We start from the raw sequence: 16,905 nt of genomic DNA on the forward strand, positions 1-16,905 counted from the left end.
TTCACGGACTTTCATTCCTTTTCTATTTCATCCTTACCTTTATCAATTCTTTTACATCATCTAAAATATCCGGAGAAGTCACATCAATCATGAGCCACCGTCCTCCATTGAATAAAGATGAGTTAGAATACAATCCCTGAAGATACTTTGTGCAGGACAAAAGAAGTATTTCTGTTTCTTCCGCCTGCTTTCTGCCGACAGATACCATACACGTAAAGTACCCGTCATTAGGGTAAAGCGTACAGATTGCCCTGCTGCCTTTTTTATACTTTACATTCCACCCCGGCGCCCCGCTGCATCTGCTATATTCTATTGACGGCGTGGAAGACCAGCCTTCTTCCACAAAATCACAAAGCTCTCTCCACAGTGGGGAGTGGATATAACTTGTAATCTCCTCTTCTGAGGGCTTTCTGCCCATCGGGTATTGCTCATTCCAGCTCATGTCTGTACCTCCTGCTCTTTTCTGCCTTTTATATCATTATACATTGTTAAGATGACAGCTATATGTCATGTATACAAAGAATTTTTGCCGAACTCTCCTTAAAACCTACCACGACACTGCCATCAGTATCATGAATACAATCGATACAATGATACCTGCTATAAATCCCTTTCCCAATCTGTATGGCCGCTCAAACGATTTCATTTTCTTTATCCGGTTCTGCTCCCAGAAAAGGGCCGCACAATCAATCACACAGATCAATATAATATATGCCGCACATTGTAACGCCGGCTCCGTATTATTTTCAATCCTTTTCCCGATAAATAAAGCAATACACTCGCCACAAACAGCTACTATAAGAAACAAAAAAATTGCGGAAGAAATCCATCCACAGCGACTTCTTTGCTTGTCAATTTCATACACAAAAATATCGTCAATGCTCTGATAGTTGAAGTACGCAATACTGAGTATGAATTCCAATATATATGCTGCCGACACGGCTACAATCATAACAGCCGATTCCTTTTCTCCCATCTCCGGCAGGAGCATCTGTCCCAGCGCGCCTGCAAAGAGCAGCAGCATACAGCCACACGACACGAGTCCTATATGCCGGTCTATACGAATAAGAAGCTTTTTCACCTCCGGAACATTGTATTCCGTCTTGGAGTCATACCCGGCAATCCCTCCGAAGTTTCCGCTTTTTACAGCACTGGAAAAATAGAGATGCACAAAGGCCTGCATCATGACTGCTGTCACAATCATCATAATGGCCGTTCCCATTTCTAACTGCCCATATAGTATTCCTAAAATGAAGTAGAATATCAATATCCCGATGGAAATTGCACAGCAGACAGACGGCAACCTTTGCCGCCACTGCTGGTTTCAAAGTAAATGTTTTTTAGAATCTTGTTCGGTTATCTTCCTGACAGGCCTGCAGGGAACTCCGAAAGCTACATATCCAGCCGGAATGTCTTTTGTCACTACACTGCCGGCCCCGATAACTGCCCCATCCCCGATATGTACTCCTCCAGTCACCACCACATTGGCCGCAATCCACACATTGTGACCAATATGAATCTCCTCCGCGAACTCCGACATCGACACATGGCCGTCCGGATACTGCATAGCCGTCCGTTCCTCTGCTATCAGCGGGTGGTTCGTAGCCATCAATGACACATTTGGCCCGAACATTACGTTATCGCCTATATAGATTCGCGCGTCATCCATGACTGTCAAATTAAAATTCGCGAAGAAATTATCACCAATATATGTATGCGATCCGTAATTAAATTGGATCGGTCCTTGAAAATAATATTTTTCCCCGATTCCTCCGATAAACTCCTTTATCAGTGGAAGACGTCCCCCGTCATACTCATCCATGGTATTATATTTCTGGCAAAGCACATGAGCCTTATGTTTGATGTTCTTCAGCTCCGGCGCCCGATTGTCAAACAAGCGGCCGGCAAATATTTTTTCTTCTTCACCCATTTCTATCTCTCCTATTTTCTTCGTCATTTAATGCTATCATATCACAGGAATGCAGGCCTTCGCAATATGTTCAAAATTGTGCAGTGAAACTGGATTTGAGGCTCAAAACGGCCGATGTCCTTCTGAGAAAGACACCGGCCGCACTCACCGTCAGATAATACCATGAACAAATGAGGAATTTTCTATTTAAGGAAAAAGCTTTTTCAGCTCCTCCTGAATGCTTTCCTCACAGGAACGCATGGCATATATCGTTTTTTCAAACAGTTCGCTCAGCTCCCATCCAAGGTTCTCCGCCCCTTGACGGATGACGTCTCTGGAACATCCTGCCGCAAACCGTTTGTCTTTAAACTTTTTCTTTACACTGGACACTTCCATGTCCATCACACTCTTGGACGGACGCATAAGAGCCGCTGCCCCGATAAGCCCTGTCAGCTCGTCCGCCGCAAAAAGAACTTTTTCCATCTCATGCTGTGGTTCAATATCTGAGCAGATTCCATAGCCATGGGAGCATATGGAGCGAATCATATCGTCTCCCACACCGGCCGCCCGCAGAAGCTCGGGGGCCTTCTGGCAATGTTCCTCGGGGTATCGTTCAAAATCAATATCATGCAGAAGCCCGGTGACAGCCCAGTAATCCCCATCACTTCCATATCCAAGCTCTCTGGCATACCAGCGCATCACACCTTCCACCGTCAAGGCATGCTGGATATGAAATTCTTCCTTATTGTATTTTCTCAGTAATTCCAAAGCTTCCTCCCGGGTCAGCTTACTATCCATTATGTAACTACCTCCTTCAAAATTCCAAATACATATCATACCAGACGGCGCCTCCATGCACCGATTCTGATATTCCCAGACTTTGATAGCCAAACTTCTCATAATAGTGAAGAAGCTTATCTTTGCATGTCAAAATGCAGCCCTTCCGTCCTTGTACCTTGGCGTCCGCAATCACTCTCTCCATAACTTTGGCCGCATATCCTTGCCGCCGGTATTCTGGAAGGGTATTGACTCCAAAAATGGTCTGCCACGCCCCCTCTTCATTGTGAAGGAGTGCATTCTCGAACATTTCATCCCGTATTGTCCTCTCATCGGTGACCATACCGTTAATAAATCCGATAATCTTCCCCTCTTTTTCCAGCACCCAAAAATGGTTTGGGTACACTTTCAACCTGTTTTCGAACTCGCTTTTAGGCGCCGCCTCCGCAGGCGGAAAGCAGGCGGCTTCCACAGCCGTCACTTGTTCCAAATCTTCCATTGTAGCTAATCTTATATTCAACATCATCTTTTATCCCTGTATCTGCAATAATTTTCCTTTTAGTTCATTTTCAAGACGCAGCATTTCCTGCTCTGCCTCGCGGCGCTTCTGGCGTCCCTCCTGCTGAATATGCATCACCTCATCCAGTGTGCTGATCAAGGACTCATTGGTCACCTTCAAGGTCTCCATATCCACAATTCCACGCTCAGATTCTTTTGCCGTCTCCACTGTTGCCACTTTCAACTTCTCTGCATTCTTCCTTAGAAGCTCGTTGGTCATATCCGTCACTTCCCGCTGTGCCGCGGCTGCCTGAGAAGAATGTTCCACCCCAAGCGCCAGCACCATCTGGCTCTTCCAAAGAGGAATTGTATTGACAATCGTGGACTGTATCTTTTCCACCATCAGAGTGTCATTTCCCTGAACTAGACGAATCTGGGGAGCCGTCTGGATGGAAATCATTCTGGTCAGCTCCAGATCATGTATCTTCTTCTCAAAGCGGCTGCACATGGAATCTAAATCTCTGGCAGCCTGCGCGTCTTCGGCAAGCCCTGTCCTCTGCGCCTTGTCCGTAAGTTCTCTCAGCTTAGTGGCCCTTATCTCGGACAGTTTTTTCTTGCCTGCCAAAATGTACATGGACAATTCTTTAAAATAAGTCAAGTTCAATTCATACATCTTGTCCAAAATAGCGATATCTTTCAAAAGCTGAACCTGATGAGACTCCAGAACCTTACAGATCTGATTAATATTTGTCTCCGCCTTCGCATATTTCGCTTTCATGGCATTAATCTTATTAGATGTCTTCTTAAAGATGCCAAAGAACCCCTTCTCTTCTTCCTCGTCGAAGTTCCTCAATTCTTTTACCACTCCGGAAAGCAGGTCGCCGACTTCACCCAAATCCTTTGTCTTGACATTCTCCAGCGCTGTCTCAGAAAAATCAGCCATTTTTTTCTGTGTCCCTGCTCCATACTGAAGAATCACTGCTGAGTTAGTTAAATCAATCTTTCCCGCAAAATCATCCACCATTTTTCTTTCTTCCGCCGACAGTATATTGTCATCAAAGACGGCTTCCTGCGCTTCTACAGCTGCGGGCGGCTGCGGCTCTTCCTTAAAAGGCTCCAGTGTAAGCTCTGGTTCCAGCGTAAGCTCCGGCGCCGATGCAAACTCTTCAAATTCGTTACTCATCCCGTTCCTCCTTTTTATTTTTCAAAATCATTTCCTGTAAGTCCCTCTTGAGCCAGCATCGTATGTAATACCGAAATATCCGACGCAACATCCCATGCCGTATCTTGGAACAAATCATCTAAAAGCTTTTCAAAAGCCATGTTCAGAGTATCCAATGTCCCTTCAATCTCTTTTTTTGATGAAAGAATATTCTCTCCCTGCACAGGCTGTGCATCCAAATCCTCGTACGCCTCGAGAAGTTTGACCGTTGTCGGCAGGTAATATTCCATGAGCCTCCGTATGTCCGATACGGTCTCAGGATTCTGCTCTACCCGGTCAAAAATCCGGTCTACCAGTGTTTCCATGCGTGATATCTTAGCGGAAATCTCTTCCCCAGGAATCGCATCATTGCACTGATGAATCTTTTGAATATACGCATCTCCCTCCCGGATGATCCGCTGTACCTCCTCCGGCATATCCGCATATTCCTGCTGCGTTTTGGCTCTGTCCGCCTCCCTCTGTTTTCTGAGGCGCTCTTCTTCCTGTCTGCTCTGTTCAGCCTGTTCCATCATCTGGACGTACTGCTTATATGTCTGGTGGCTTGTTATCAGGCAAGTCTGCTGGCGGTCAAGATGCCCTTGCCTGAACCAGCCTTTTGCTATCATACGCTCCACATCTTTCACGACAAACTGGGGCGATTTTCTTATATTCTGTGCCAGTTCTTTTATATTGCAGTAATCCTTTCCCGCCAGCGTCTGAAGATAAGCCCGGAACCGCTTCAGCCTGCCCAGCATAGAAGTACCTATCCCTGCGGTAATGCCGAACCCTGCCGTCAGTATCCCGAAAACCACGACGAGAATCTGAAAACCCAATCCAAAATCGTTCACAGTAAAACCGGTAATCATAAATATAATAAAAAGAATAAAGGAACAGGCACCAAGACTGTAGCCCACCGCCGCCATAATAACCGCCGCCACTTTGGAGGATGTGGTCTTGCCGTAAAGCATAGGAACCTGTGGCTGATATCCAAAACGCTCCTCCGTCTGTCCATACGCTCCACGTTTCCGTTCTTCATCCCTGAATTTATTTCGTCCTGTCATGCCTGCCCGGTCATCACCATGATAACCGTATCTACCGGCTCTGCCCATCACATCACCGACATTTTTCATCCCCTGAGCCGCACCGTCCACAGCCCTGTTAATCGTGTTTGTTATCGTCTGATTCAATCTCTCAAAGTCCTGAGAATCCACTGCATTCTGCACGGTGCGCCTGATTTCTTCCCCGAACCTTTCCCAATCCCTGTTAGCCATAGCTGCCTCCTGGTATCAGCAGATACTCCTATCTGCAGTCGCTCTATTTGGTAAATTTAATCCGATTATCGATTCCGTGTTCAATTACATATTCATAGACTGTTTTAGGAACCAAATCGCTCCACTTTTCTGCGGCGAGAATCCTCTGCCGGATCTGTGTGCCCGTCGTGCCCTTCTCTTCGGGCGCTCTTTTCCAAAGCACTTCCGTCTTAAAACCTCTGCTCTCAAATATCTTTTGATTTTTTTCTGTCCATTCGTCACAGATACTCAAGAAATAAGTGGCGTCCTTCGGCACATACTGCCAAAGATATTCCGGCCTCTCCAGCGGAAAAGGAACAATATCAAAGTCCTCTCTCGGTACTTTGAAGTCTAAAAGCGCGTCTCGGATCATCTCATATCTCTCCAGATACGTGAGCGGGTTCGCACTTCTCTTCGTCCGGTAATTCAGGTTATCCTCCTCTGCAGCCCGCATATCATCTTGAAAGACAATTCCTATATATAATTTTTTGCACCTCATTTTTGCTGCCAGAATATATTCCATGTGTTTCAGGTGCAGCACCTGAAATCTTCCGTATACAACCCCTATATCAACCATATATGTCTTCTCCTCTCTTCCTGCATTATTATACTTCATATTTGCTTATTTTAAAATACTTTTCTTATATGATAAAATCAAATTCCCAAATCCATTAAGTCGGACTGACTAACAGCCGGAGCCGGAACATGCTCTTGCCTGCCTTATAGTTCAAAACCCCATCGTACTTATCCACAAAAACCATAATACTCCTCGTTCCAATTCCGTGGCCCTGTTCCCTTGCCACCGGCATTCCCTGCTCGTCGAGCTGCACGTCTCCATCGTAAGTGTTGGCCACCTCCAGAACAAGATTCGGCGACGTAAGCACCCTCACGATAATCTTCTTCTCCGCCTTCTCTGGCAGCTTCTTGCAGGCGTTGACGGCATTCTCTATCGCATTGGCAAGCACCATCGCAAGCTCCGCCGCTTCCACAGGAAGCGCCTCCGGCACGCTGCAATTTGCCTCCACTTCAATCCCCGCCTCTTCAGCCTGCTGCAAATATAAAGTTAAAATTGCATTTACCGTGGGATTCTGGCAATAATTAGGAAGCTTTGTCCCTTTGCTGCGTTCATTGAAATCACCCAGCACCTGCAGTGCCTCCTCTGTATTGCCCTCCCGGAGCAGCTCCACCGCATTGCCTATATAGTGACGCATATCATGACGATAGATTTTCATCTGCTCCTCGCTGCGCCGGATAGCGTCACACTGACGCTCCAGCGCCTGCGCCTGTAGCTTCAACATCTGCCGCTCTTCCTGAAGCCTTGTTCTCTGAATATATTCCCTGAAGAAGATGAATATCATCCCGTAGGCGGCCGCTGTAATCACAAGTGCCAGCGCCGTCACCAGTAAGTTCTGCGTCGGATTCACCGCAGTATTCTTCATAAATAAAATATAGAAAATTGTATAAAAAGATAAGGGAATCACACACAACATTACCCACCCAAATCTCAGCGAGTTCAGAACCGCCATATACGCCGGGCGGAAATAACGGTAGACCAAATATATCAGAGGTACGCCTATCAGGACACGCACCGTCAGTTCCACGATAACTGCCTCATTCCCCGTGAAAAATCCCGCACAGAAACGTCCGGGGATACCGATGAGCGCACAGAGTTGAATCGCCGTCAGCACGTTGAAAGCCACGGCGGCCCACCTCTGCCGGGAGAAGAACAGAAGAAAGAGAAAGCAGGTAAAGTTCATAGTCAGCGGATATACCCGGGCGAACAGCTCCTTTCCGGCAAAGAACCATATCCCCCAGTTCGAGAGAGCAAAGACGCCCGTTCCCACCACAAACCAGAGAATTGTCGTACGGGCAGAATATCGGCGGTCTGTCAGAGCATAACAGATAAACATCGCCATGACAAGGCCCACGAGCCGGAAAAAATAATAGGTAAACTCCATCCTTATATTCCCCTCTCCAATAAGTAATCCATGTAAGTCTGTCTCGCTCCTGCGTAGGTACGGGATAAAGGCAGCGTCTCGTCATTCTTCAGTCTGAACTGCCGAGAACTGACGCCGCTGACATGCTGCATATTGACGATATGAGAGGCAGAGATTTTGACAAACCGGCCGTCCGCAATAAGTGGTGCGGCAAGCTGTTCAAAGGAGTCCCTCTGATAGATGCTCTCCACAATCTCCCCGTCCGTCCGATGAGCCATGAGCCTGTGCCGCGCATATTCCACATAGAGCAGATTGCAATAGGGCACAGCCCCCACGCTGCCCCCCGGCATCTGAATCACAAGTCTCCTTCTGTCCTCTGCATCCAGACGGGTAACCGCCCTGTTCAGAGCCTGAGATATCTTCTGTCCGTCAGGCGGTTTCAGGAGATATCCCTGCGCCTCCACCCCGTAGGATTCCACCGCATAATCCGGCGACGAAGTCAGATAGATAAGAATAGCGGCGCCGTCCTTCTGCCGGATATTAACCCCGACCTCAATCCCGTTCGCAATGGGCATAAGAATATCCAAGATATAAATGTCAAACCGCCCTCTGGCATCGATGGCCTCCAGTAAATCATAGCTAGACTGAAATTTCCTCACCGAGATATCCAGTTCCGGGTGATTCTCCCGATACCTTTCCACCAGCATATATGTATGCTCTAATTCCTTCACTTCATCATCACAGATTGCAATCTGTACCACCGCTTTTCCTCCTCTTTTCTCACACGTTCTTGATTTTGTGTCAATTAAGTGATGTGGGGTGTCAATTAAGTGATGACCCCCTCAAACTGAGTGTTTTTCATTATAATATTAGCACAACTTTAGCGTCGAAGAGCATGGTTTAATCTTCCGCGACGAACACCGCTTCGGAACTTGCGTTCGTCACTATGCGCTCATTGTATCAAAAAACTGTGCTTGGAGTCAAACTGTACTCCATGAACGGTTAATAAAAGTATAGAAGGATTAGGAGGAATGAAAATGTGTAAAATGATTGCACGAAACAAACGAAAGCTGCGCTCTCTGCGGCGTGTGGCGGCATTGTTGATGTCATGTATGATGGCGTTGGCCCAGATGCCGCTTACAGTGTTGGCCAGTGAGGGGGCTTCTGCTCTGACGGAGGGCGGTACTTATTACTTTGACTTATCCGGGGCAGGCTTGCCCGGTACGGTCAGTGGCTCTTTGCCTGATGCCGCGCTCAACTATGTGCCCTTTACCTATACGGCGCATGCTGATAATGGCGAGGGCGGAACTTACCCGCAATTCACAGCAGCGAAAGCCGTCACGGGAGGCGCCGGACAGAGTGAGTTGGAAAGCGCCGGTCTGATTGGCGGCAAGGACTACACCTACGGAGGCGCGGCGTATAAGCTGCAGGCCTCTGATACCGGAGACGGCCTCACTCCACTGCTGAAGCCTGCAGGCGGCGTATCTCTGCGGACGGTGACGCTTCACTTAAACGGGAAGAGCTTCCACGGCAGTGAGAACCTGCTTCTGGCAGCCGGGGCAGGGGCGGCTTTTACTGCGCCGGACAAGCCGGGTTCTATAACGGACGACTTCTATGGTTGGAATACATCGGCAGACGGAAGCGGCGAAGCCTACGCGGCGGCGGACAGTGTTCCTGCCGGTGTGGATACCCTGTATGCACAATGGAGCGAGCCTGCACCTAATGCAGGAGACCCTGACGGCAACGAGAAGGAAGCAAATACCACCGACGATACAGCCACCCTTGAAGACACCTCGGCGGCGAACAATGAGCTCAGCGAGACTAGGGGCAACAATCGAGCCGCCACCGGCAGGGCGGGCTTAATCCCTACAGAAGACGGACGCAGCGGCAGTTCCGCCGGTCATCCTAACAATACGACCGCGATTTACGCCGAAGGTCTTGAACTCAAACTGGTAGCAAGTACGGAAAAAGAGGGGTACACCCATATCTTCTACCGGAGACTGGGTTCCGGCGCTGATTACTCACCCTATTACCCCTCTTATATCCCGGGAGGTAGCCCGGAGACGGGTTATAACCTCTCTAATATTTCAATCTGTGGCGACAGTAAGGAGGCTTCTTCCACAGGCGATTCGATAAAAATTAATATGGAGGGCGGCACGGTCAATTCCATCCAAGGTTGTAAAACATCCACCACCCCCGTAACGATTACCCGCATCGAAATCAACATCACCGGCGGCACAGTTATAGAGGATGTCAGCGGCAACAGTAGCAATAGCGTCACGGGCGGCATCGATATCACGATTAAAGATGCTACAGTTAACGGAGCCATCTGTGCAAATATCGGCGCCAATAACGTCAAAGGCGGCACTAATATTACCGTCGAGAACAGTAAGATAGGCGGTACAATCATAGGCGGCTCAAAAAGGGGGACTCTTTCCGGTAACACAAACATCACCATAGCCGGCGGTAGTACCGTCGGCGGGAGCGTCTACGGCAGCAATACTGACGGCGGCAGTCTCACCGGCGACACCGGTGTCACCATAGCCGGCGGCAGCACCGTCTCCGGAGACGTCTACGGCGGCGGCAACGGCGGCATCCTTGAAGGCAGCACAAATGTGACTATAACAGGTGGCAGTACCGTCGCCCAAAATGTCTATGGCGGCGGATCTGGAAACAACAAGGTCACCAAAAACACGCAAGTTGTCGTAACAGGCGGCAGCACCGTCCACGGCAGCGTCTACGGCGGCGGCCGCTTCTCCTCTGTTCAGGATATTGCCACGGTACGCATCGACAATGAAGGCGGTACCGTAGACGGAAGTATCTACGGCGGCGGATATGAATTCCAAGGCTCCGTGTCTGAGACCGAGGTCACGGTAACCGGCGGCACGGTCACGGGCAGTGTATACGGTGGCGGATACAGAGGCGATGTCACGGGCGAAAACGGGACGACGGTTGCGATAACGGGCGGTACGATAAATACGAACGTCTTCGGCGGCGGCAGCTTAAACGGCACTGACGGCAAAGTCACAGGCAGCGCCAAGGTCACCGTCACAGGCGGAAGCATCAAAGGCAATCTCTTCGGCGGCGGCGACTCTGCTTCTAAAGCCGGCACGGGCACGGGTTCAAGCACCGTCACAGTCGGCGGCAGCGCTAAGATTGGTGACAATCTCATGGGCATCTGTCTAAACGGCGTCGATATCAAAAACGGCGTGGACAACTTCACCTTTGCACCAGATACACCGCTTACGAACGACAGTAAAATATTCGTTGTTCTGCCCTCAGACTTTGTCAAGGATACGGTCATTGCTACCGGAGCACGCCAAGGTGATGAAACCCACCTTTTCCTGACCGGAAACGGCGCCGGAAAGTTAGCCACGCAGTTTAACGCAGACGAAAACAGCATCACGGTCTTCGACCCGCGGGGCATAGTCCCCGATGTAGAGGGCAAAAATATATACGCCAACGGTACGGAACTCTTACTGGAACAGGGCGAGGATGACACCAAAACCATCGTCTCCTTCCGCCCGGCGGGGTCTGAAGAGCATACACCTTACTATCTCTTAGACGTAAGTGGAGCCACAGGTAATACAGAAACAGGATACGACCTCTCCTCCTACATGGTTTACGGCGGAAGCAAAGACGCCGACCTTTCAGGCGATACCACTATCACCATGAACGGTGGAAAAGTCAAATACCTCTACGGCGGCGGCATGGCAGCCGTCACAGGGAATACTAAGGTCACCATGGAGGGCGGCAAGGTAGAGGCAATCTACGGCGGAAGCAACGGGAAAAAGATAGATGGTGATACTTATGTGACCATTACAGGCGGCAAGGTCACGGACACTGTCTACGGCGGCGGTTACGGCTTTAACTACGACGCTGCGGTCACAGGCGATACCCATGTCACCGTCACAGGCGGCACGTTACAGTCCGTCTTCGGCGGCGGAGCCTTCTCCGACGTCAACGGTTCTACAAATGTCATCATCGATGCAAACGCTCCGACAGACGGCACAGCCAATGTGAGTACCCTCAATGGCGGCAATCACGGCAACGGTCTTTCAGGCGGCACAGTCGGAGCAACCAATATTCAGATGAAGAACGGCAAGATAACGAACATCTATGGCGGCGGGAGCACAAAAAAAACCACCGTCTCAGGGAAAGTCTCCATCACCGTCTCAGGCGGCGAGGTAAAGACAATCCGAGGCGGCGGAACCGACGACACCATCGGAAGCATCGAGATTGCCGTCAATGACGGTCAAATAAACAGCCTCTATGGCGGCGGCTTCGGCGCATCCACCATCTCAGGCGGCATCGAGATTACCGTCAATGGCGGCAAGATTACCGGCAGCCTTTACGGCGGCGGTTACGGCAGCAATACCGGCTCTAACACCATCACAGGCGGCGTTAAGGTAACCGTCGCAGACAGCGCTTCGGTTGCCAGTCTTTACGGCAACTGTTACTCCAAAGGCACGATTGACAACACCACCCTTCATATTACGGGCGGCACGGTCACCAATGTCTACGGCGGCGGTGGCAGCGCTACAGAAAGCGCCGCTATCCACATCACCGGAGGTGTCGTGACCAAAAGCGTCACGGCGGCCGGCGACAGCATCACCATTGGTAGAAACGCTCAGATTGGCGGTGTGACGGATTTCGGCGCATCCTTTGGTATCAACATCAAGAGCGATAGGATTCAAACCGGCGCAGACAGCTTTTCGATTGAAAGTCCTCTCACCGGAGACGACGGCTGCGTCTATGTCTCTCTGCCTGAGGATATTGCAGAAGATGCCGTCATTGCCACCGGCGATGCAAATGTGCTGGAGGCTTCCCTCGCCAAGCTTACTCTGATTGGCGGCGGCGCAGCGGATAAAAAGCTTATACAGGACGGAGATGTCCTCAAGCTCACTTCCTCCATCGTAACACCCACGGTGGATAGTAACAATAATCCAAAGGCCATCTACGCCAACGGACTGGACCTCAAGTTGACGGCAGGCGTGGTTGACGGCCATACCAAGGTATTCTACCGGCCCATGGACGCTGACACGGAGGCTTATACCCTGCTTGCGATAACCGGTGCAGACGGTTCCTTGGACAACGGCTACGACCTCTCTGGCTGGACAGTCTACGGCGGCGGCAGCAATAACGATTCCGACCCGATAGGCAAGACCCAAGTCACCATGGAGGGCGGCACGGTCAATACCATCTACGGCGGTGGCTTTGAGAAAACGGTAGACGGTGATACCACGGTCACCCTCACGGGCGGCGCGGTAACCAATGTTTACGGCGGCGGAAAGGAAGGTAGCGTTACCGGCACAAGAACCGTCGCCGTGGGCAGCTCTGCCAAGGTGGGAAACAATAACGGCGCAGGCATCTTCCTAAACGGCAACTCTGGCACAGGCGAAATCAAAAACGGCGTGGACAGCTTCACCATTTCCTCGCAGCTCACCGGAGACGACGGCAGCATATACCTCGTACTGCCCGAGAACATTGCGGCAGGTATCGTCATTGCCAGTGACACAAGCGGCGCAGCGGAAGCCAATCTGGCCAAGCTCTCCCTGACAGGCGCAGGCAAAATGGACAAGCAACTGGCGGCAGACGCAGACGGCAATATCAAGCTGATATCCTCCTACGCCGTCACTCCAACGGTAGGCGGCTTGAACAACAAAGATATCTATGCCAACGGTGCCGAGCTCAAATTGGTGGAGGGGGCAGACCCGGACAAGACAAAGCTGTACTACCGTCCTATGGGTTCTGAGAATGATTATGTCCTCTTTAAGGTAGCCGGTGCTACAGGCAGTTATTATGACGGTTACGACCTCTCAGGCTACAGCATCTTCGGCGGCAATGGGGACACGGAGCTGACCGGCGACACCAAGATTACTATGACCGGCGGCACGGTGAACCAACTCTGTGGCGGTGGTCTCCAAAAAACAAACGGGAGTTCCACTGTTTCGATAGAGGGCGGCACGATAAACAGCAATGTTTTTGGTAGTAGCCAATATAGTCCTCTCACCGGCGACGTCTCCGTCAACATCACCGGTGGTACGATAAAAAGGGACGTCCAAGGTGGCTACAAAATCGACGGCACTATCTCCGTCGACATCACCGGCGGCACGGTTGTAGGCAACGTTTACGGCGGCTCTTCGGGCGCTCCCGACAATCCGGGAGCACTCACCATCGGCGGCGACGCCAAAATCGGCGGCATTGACAGCGACGGCTATAACCACGGCATCAAGCTCAACGGCTCCGGCTGCGCCGACGGCGTGAATCAGTTTGTCATCGACGGGCCGCTTAGTGATACCGCCTATGTATCCATTGTAGTACCTAATAATGTGGGAGCAGGCAAGGTCATCGCCTCCGGCGCATCAGAGAGTGACCTTACAAAGCTTGGCCTGCTGGGCAACAACGCTGTGAACTTGAAAATGACGTTGGAGGACGGCAACATCATTCTTGCCGCTAATGACGTCATTACCCCCACGATAGTGGGCAAGAATCTCTATGCAAACGGCACCGACCTCAAGCTGGAAGAGGGAACAACTGCCGGTACCACAAAGGTCTACTACCGTCCCATAGATTCTGCGGATGGAGATGCTTACCAAATCTACGAAATTCCCAAGGCCATCGGCAGCACAGAAGCGGGTTATGACCTCAAAGATTATGCCATCTTCGGCGGTGGCTGGTTAATAAACAGCGTTAACACCAAAATCACCATGAATGGCGGTACCGTAAATACACTTTACGGTGGAGGCTCCAATGCGGATGTCACCGGGGATGCCGGAACCAGCATTATCATCCATGGGGGCACAGTGTGCGACAGTATCTATGGGGGCGGCAGCAAAGGTACCGTTAACGGCAACACCAACGTCACCGTCAATGGTGGTATCGTAAAGGATAGTGTCTATGGCGGCGGCAGAGTTCTTGACAGTCCGGTCAATGGTACGGCTTACGTCACCGTAAACGGCGGCGAAGTCTCCGACACTGTCTACGGCGGCGGCATATACAGCTCCGTTAGCAATGCGGTTGTTACCGTCACGGACGGCACAGTAGGCACCATCTACGGTGGCAGCAATGGTTACACCGGCACCAATGTCATCGACGCCATGGTCACCGTAAGCGGCGGCACAGTAACAGGCAATGTCTACGGCAGCGGTCAATCCTCCGATGCAGGTTCTGTCACCGTTTCCATAAGCGGCACGGTAAAGGGCAGCGTCTATAGCAGCACTAAAAACAGCAAAGTCAATACTGCCACAGTTACCGTAAGCGGTAATGCCCAAATCGGAGATGCCGGCGGCAACGGCATCATCCTCAACAGCACAACGGTCACCGCAGCCCCTGTTCTGAACGGCGTGAAAGAATTTACCATCGAAGCGCCGCTCACGAACAATGCTAAGGTGTATGTGGTACCGCCTGCGGACGCAGAAGCAGGAACTGCAATTACAACCAACGCATCGCCATCCGACCTGTCCAAGCTTGCTCTTACTGGCAACACAGCAGGCTTGACGCTGGCTTACCACATCGACAAGAGTATCCGCCTTGCCGACTCCAATGCTGTCACTCCAACCGTGTTCTACTTGAATATTCTTGCCAACGGCAATGATATCCTATTAGAAAAAGGGGAGGACGACAGCAAGACGAAGGTCTACTACCGGCCTGCAGGCTCCACAGAATTTTCCGCTTACACGCTCTTTGAAGTAAGCAATGCAATCGGCACTGCGGAAAACGGTTATAAGCTCTCCGAATACAAAATCTTCGGACACAACGTTACTACCGCCAACACCGTAATCACCATGAACGGCGGCTCCGTCGCCAGAATCTACGGCGGAAGGTACGATTCGACGGTCAGTGTCAATAACAAAACTGATATCGTCATAAATGGTGGTACAGTACGCGATTTCGTTTTCGGCGGCGGACATCAAGACACTATAGACACGGAAACCAATATTACCCTAAGCGGAGGCACGGTCGACTATATCTATGGAGGCAGCGAAAGTGGCACCATAAACGGCCAAACTAAGGTCACCGTCACAGGCGGCACAGTCAACTGCGACATTTATGGCGGCGGCTATAGAGGCTCTGTAAGCAACGGAACCAATATCACCATCACCGGCGGCGCCATCATCGGCAACGTCTTTGGCGGCGGTGAAAACAGCAGTACGAACGGAGCGAAGGCCCTCACAGTGGGCGTTGGGGCTAAGATTGGAGCAAGCGGCACAGGTATTGTAGTCAACGGCGGTGATATAACGAACGGCATAGACAGCTTCACCATTTCCCCGCAGCTCACCGGAGACGACGGCAGCGTATACGTGGTACTCCCTGAGAACTATCCCGGCGGCACGATTGCCACAGGTACCGCGGATGATCTGACAAAGCTTGCTCTCACAGGAGCAGGTGCGGACGACCAGACACTGACATTTGACAACGGTAATATTATAGCTAAAAAAATCGTACTGAGCGACGATGCTGCGCTCTCCGCTCTGAGCTACACCATAGACGGCCAGACAACGGACGTTCCCGGATTTACGGCCGACACGGTACAGTATCAGATAGAGCTGCCTTACGGCACCTCACCCGAAGCCGTCATTACCCTGAACGGAACGGTCAATCACAGCGGTGCGTCCATAACCTCCAATGCGGGAGTCACCCTCTCCGAGGGCAGCGTCACAGCCACTCTCACTGTGACGGCAGAAGACGGCACTACAACGAAAGAGTACAGCATCAGCTTTACAATCGCCAGCTCACCTGAACCTGTTGTCACCGGTGTAACCATACTCCCGGCCGAGGTTCAGATAGAGAAAGGCGATACCCAACAATTTGCGGCCACTGTTATCGGAAGTAATAACCCGGCACAGACCGTGACTTGGACTCTGGAAGGCAGCCATACCGACGGCACTTCCCTTTCCGACACAGGCCTCCTCACCATCGCCGCAAACGAGACAGCTAAGACCCTGACCGTCAGAGCCACCTCAACGGCCAACGCCGGCGTGAGCGGCACGGCTAACGTCACAGTGACCGATAAACCCGTCATCGATGATAACAATGACGGCGACAAGGGCAACGGCGATAAGAACACAGCCGGCAAAAACAATAAACGTCCCGGAGCGGCAGCTCCTACCGGGGATACAAATACCCCATGGACACTCCTGCTGCTCTCAGCAGCCATTGTCTCAGCACTGTGTCTCAAACGAAAAAGATATTGGTAACATTTAAAGAAGGGCGAAACAGCATTGCACAAATTGCTGTTTCGCCCTATCACCTATTACATATCCTCAAAATCCTCATCCTATGCGCGGTTCC

The 16,905-nt window shown here is 50.8% G+C and carries 11 protein-coding genes; 1 reads left to right on the plus strand and 10 read right to left on the minus strand.

Translation table 11 applies throughout. The features are described from left to right. Positions 1-22: 22 nt before the first annotated feature. The 10 genes from BN6465_RS01370 to BN6465_RS01415 all read right to left on the minus strand — a co-directional run bounded on the left by BN6465_RS01370 (position 23) and on the right by BN6465_RS01415 (position 8,372). The gene (locus tag BN6465_RS01370) at positions 23-442 is read right to left on the minus strand and encodes a DUF3788 domain-containing protein (protein ID WP_066730975.1); all 420 of its coding nucleotides are present in this window, start codon (positions 440-442) and stop codon (positions 23-25) included. A 105-nt stretch (positions 443-547) separates the two neighbouring features. Continuing rightward, a complete protein-coding gene (locus BN6465_RS01375) occupies positions 548-1,207 on the minus strand; it encodes a hypothetical protein (protein ID WP_154670171.1) in 660 nt (219 codons plus the stop codon). A gap of 117 nt (positions 1,208-1,324) precedes the next feature. Next, the gene (locus BN6465_RS01380; RefSeq protein ID WP_066730978.1) at positions 1,325-1,930 is read right to left on the minus strand and encodes a sugar O-acetyltransferase; all 606 of its coding nucleotides are present in this window, start codon (positions 1,928-1,930) and stop codon (positions 1,325-1,327) included. A gap of 186 nt (positions 1,931-2,116) precedes the next feature. Continuing rightward, positions 2,117-2,707, minus strand: a complete 591-nt coding sequence (locus BN6465_RS01385; RefSeq protein WP_066730980.1) for an HD domain-containing protein — start codon at positions 2,705-2,707, stop codon at positions 2,117-2,119. Between the two features lie 16 nt (positions 2,708-2,723). Next, positions 2,724-3,212 carry a GNAT family N-acetyltransferase gene (locus BN6465_RS01390; protein WP_330384713.1) on the minus strand — a complete coding sequence of 163 codons (489 nt, stop codon included), beginning with the start codon at positions 3,210-3,212 and terminating at the stop codon, positions 2,724-2,726. 3 nt (positions 3,213-3,215) lie between these two features. Next, positions 3,216-4,367, minus strand: coding sequence for a toxic anion resistance protein (locus BN6465_RS01395; protein ID WP_066730982.1), 1,152 nt, complete (start codon positions 4,365-4,367; stop codon positions 3,216-3,218). A gap of 14 nt (positions 4,368-4,381) precedes the next feature. Then, positions 4,382-5,656 (minus strand): 5-bromo-4-chloroindolyl phosphate hydrolysis family protein, encoded by a 1,275-nt coding sequence (locus tag BN6465_RS01400; RefSeq protein ID WP_066730984.1) that lies wholly within the window; start codon positions 5,654-5,656, stop codon positions 4,382-4,384. Between the two features lie 43 nt (positions 5,657-5,699). After that, the gene (locus tag BN6465_RS01405; RefSeq protein WP_066730986.1) at positions 5,700-6,251 is read right to left on the minus strand and encodes a nucleotidyl transferase family protein; all 552 of its coding nucleotides are present in this window, start codon (positions 6,249-6,251) and stop codon (positions 5,700-5,702) included. Positions 6,252-6,345: 94 nt separating this feature from the next. Further along, positions 6,346-7,632 carry a sensor histidine kinase gene (locus BN6465_RS01410; protein WP_066730990.1) on the minus strand — a complete coding sequence of 429 codons (1,287 nt, stop codon included), beginning with the start codon at positions 7,630-7,632 and terminating at the stop codon, positions 6,346-6,348. A 2-nt stretch (positions 7,633-7,634) separates the two neighbouring features. Then, the gene (locus tag BN6465_RS01415; RefSeq protein WP_066730992.1) at positions 7,635-8,372 is read right to left on the minus strand and encodes a LytR/AlgR family response regulator transcription factor; all 738 of its coding nucleotides are present in this window, start codon (positions 8,370-8,372) and stop codon (positions 7,635-7,637) included. 276 nt (positions 8,373-8,648) lie between these two features. On the opposite strand from BN6465_RS01415, the gene BN6465_RS01420 reads away from it, so the two are divergent. Beyond that, the gene (locus BN6465_RS01420; protein WP_066730994.1) at positions 8,649-16,811 is read left to right on the plus strand and encodes a cadherin-like beta sandwich domain-containing protein; all 8,163 of its coding nucleotides are present in this window, start codon (positions 8,649-8,651) and stop codon (positions 16,809-16,811) included. Positions 16,812-16,905 lie beyond the last annotated feature (94 nt).

This window comes from Bariatricus massiliensis (assembly GCF_900086725.1).
GTDB classification, from domain to species: domain Bacteria; phylum Bacillota; class Clostridia; order Lachnospirales; family Lachnospiraceae; genus Allocoprococcus; species Allocoprococcus massiliensis.

Excerpts from the sequence above, each read along its gene's own strand:
- BN6465_RS01370 (WP_066730975.1), bottom strand. The coding sequence starts at position 442 with ATGAGCTGGAATGAGCAATACCCGATGGGCAGAAAGCCCTCAGAAGAG.
- BN6465_RS01420 (WP_066730994.1), top strand. The coding sequence starts at position 8,649 with ATGTGTAAAATGATTGCACGAAACAAACGAAAGCTGCGCTCTCTGCGG.
- BN6465_RS01375 (WP_154670171.1), bottom strand. The coding sequence starts at position 1,207 with ATGATGATTGTGACAGCAGTCATGATGCAGGCCTTTGTGCATCTCTAT.
- BN6465_RS01395 (WP_066730982.1), bottom strand. The coding sequence starts at position 4,367 with ATGAGTAACGAATTTGAAGAGTTTGCATCGGCGCCGGAGCTTACGCTG.
- BN6465_RS01400 (WP_066730984.1), bottom strand. The coding sequence starts at position 5,656 with ATGGCTAACAGGGATTGGGAAAGGTTCGGGGAAGAAATCAGGCGCACC.
- BN6465_RS01390 (WP_330384713.1), bottom strand. The coding sequence starts at position 3,212 with ATGATGTTGAATATAAGATTAGCTACAATGGAAGATTTGGAACAAGTG.
- BN6465_RS01405 (WP_066730986.1), bottom strand. The coding sequence starts at position 6,251 with ATGGTTGATATAGGGGTTGTATACGGAAGATTTCAGGTGCTGCACCTG.
- BN6465_RS01380 (WP_066730978.1), bottom strand. The coding sequence starts at position 1,930 with ATGGGTGAAGAAGAAAAAATATTTGCCGGCCGCTTGTTTGACAATCGG.
- BN6465_RS01410 (WP_066730990.1), bottom strand. The coding sequence starts at position 7,632 with ATGGAGTTTACCTATTATTTTTTCCGGCTCGTGGGCCTTGTCATGGCG.
- BN6465_RS01385 (WP_066730980.1), bottom strand. The coding sequence starts at position 2,707 with ATGGATAGTAAGCTGACCCGGGAGGAAGCTTTGGAATTACTGAGAAAA.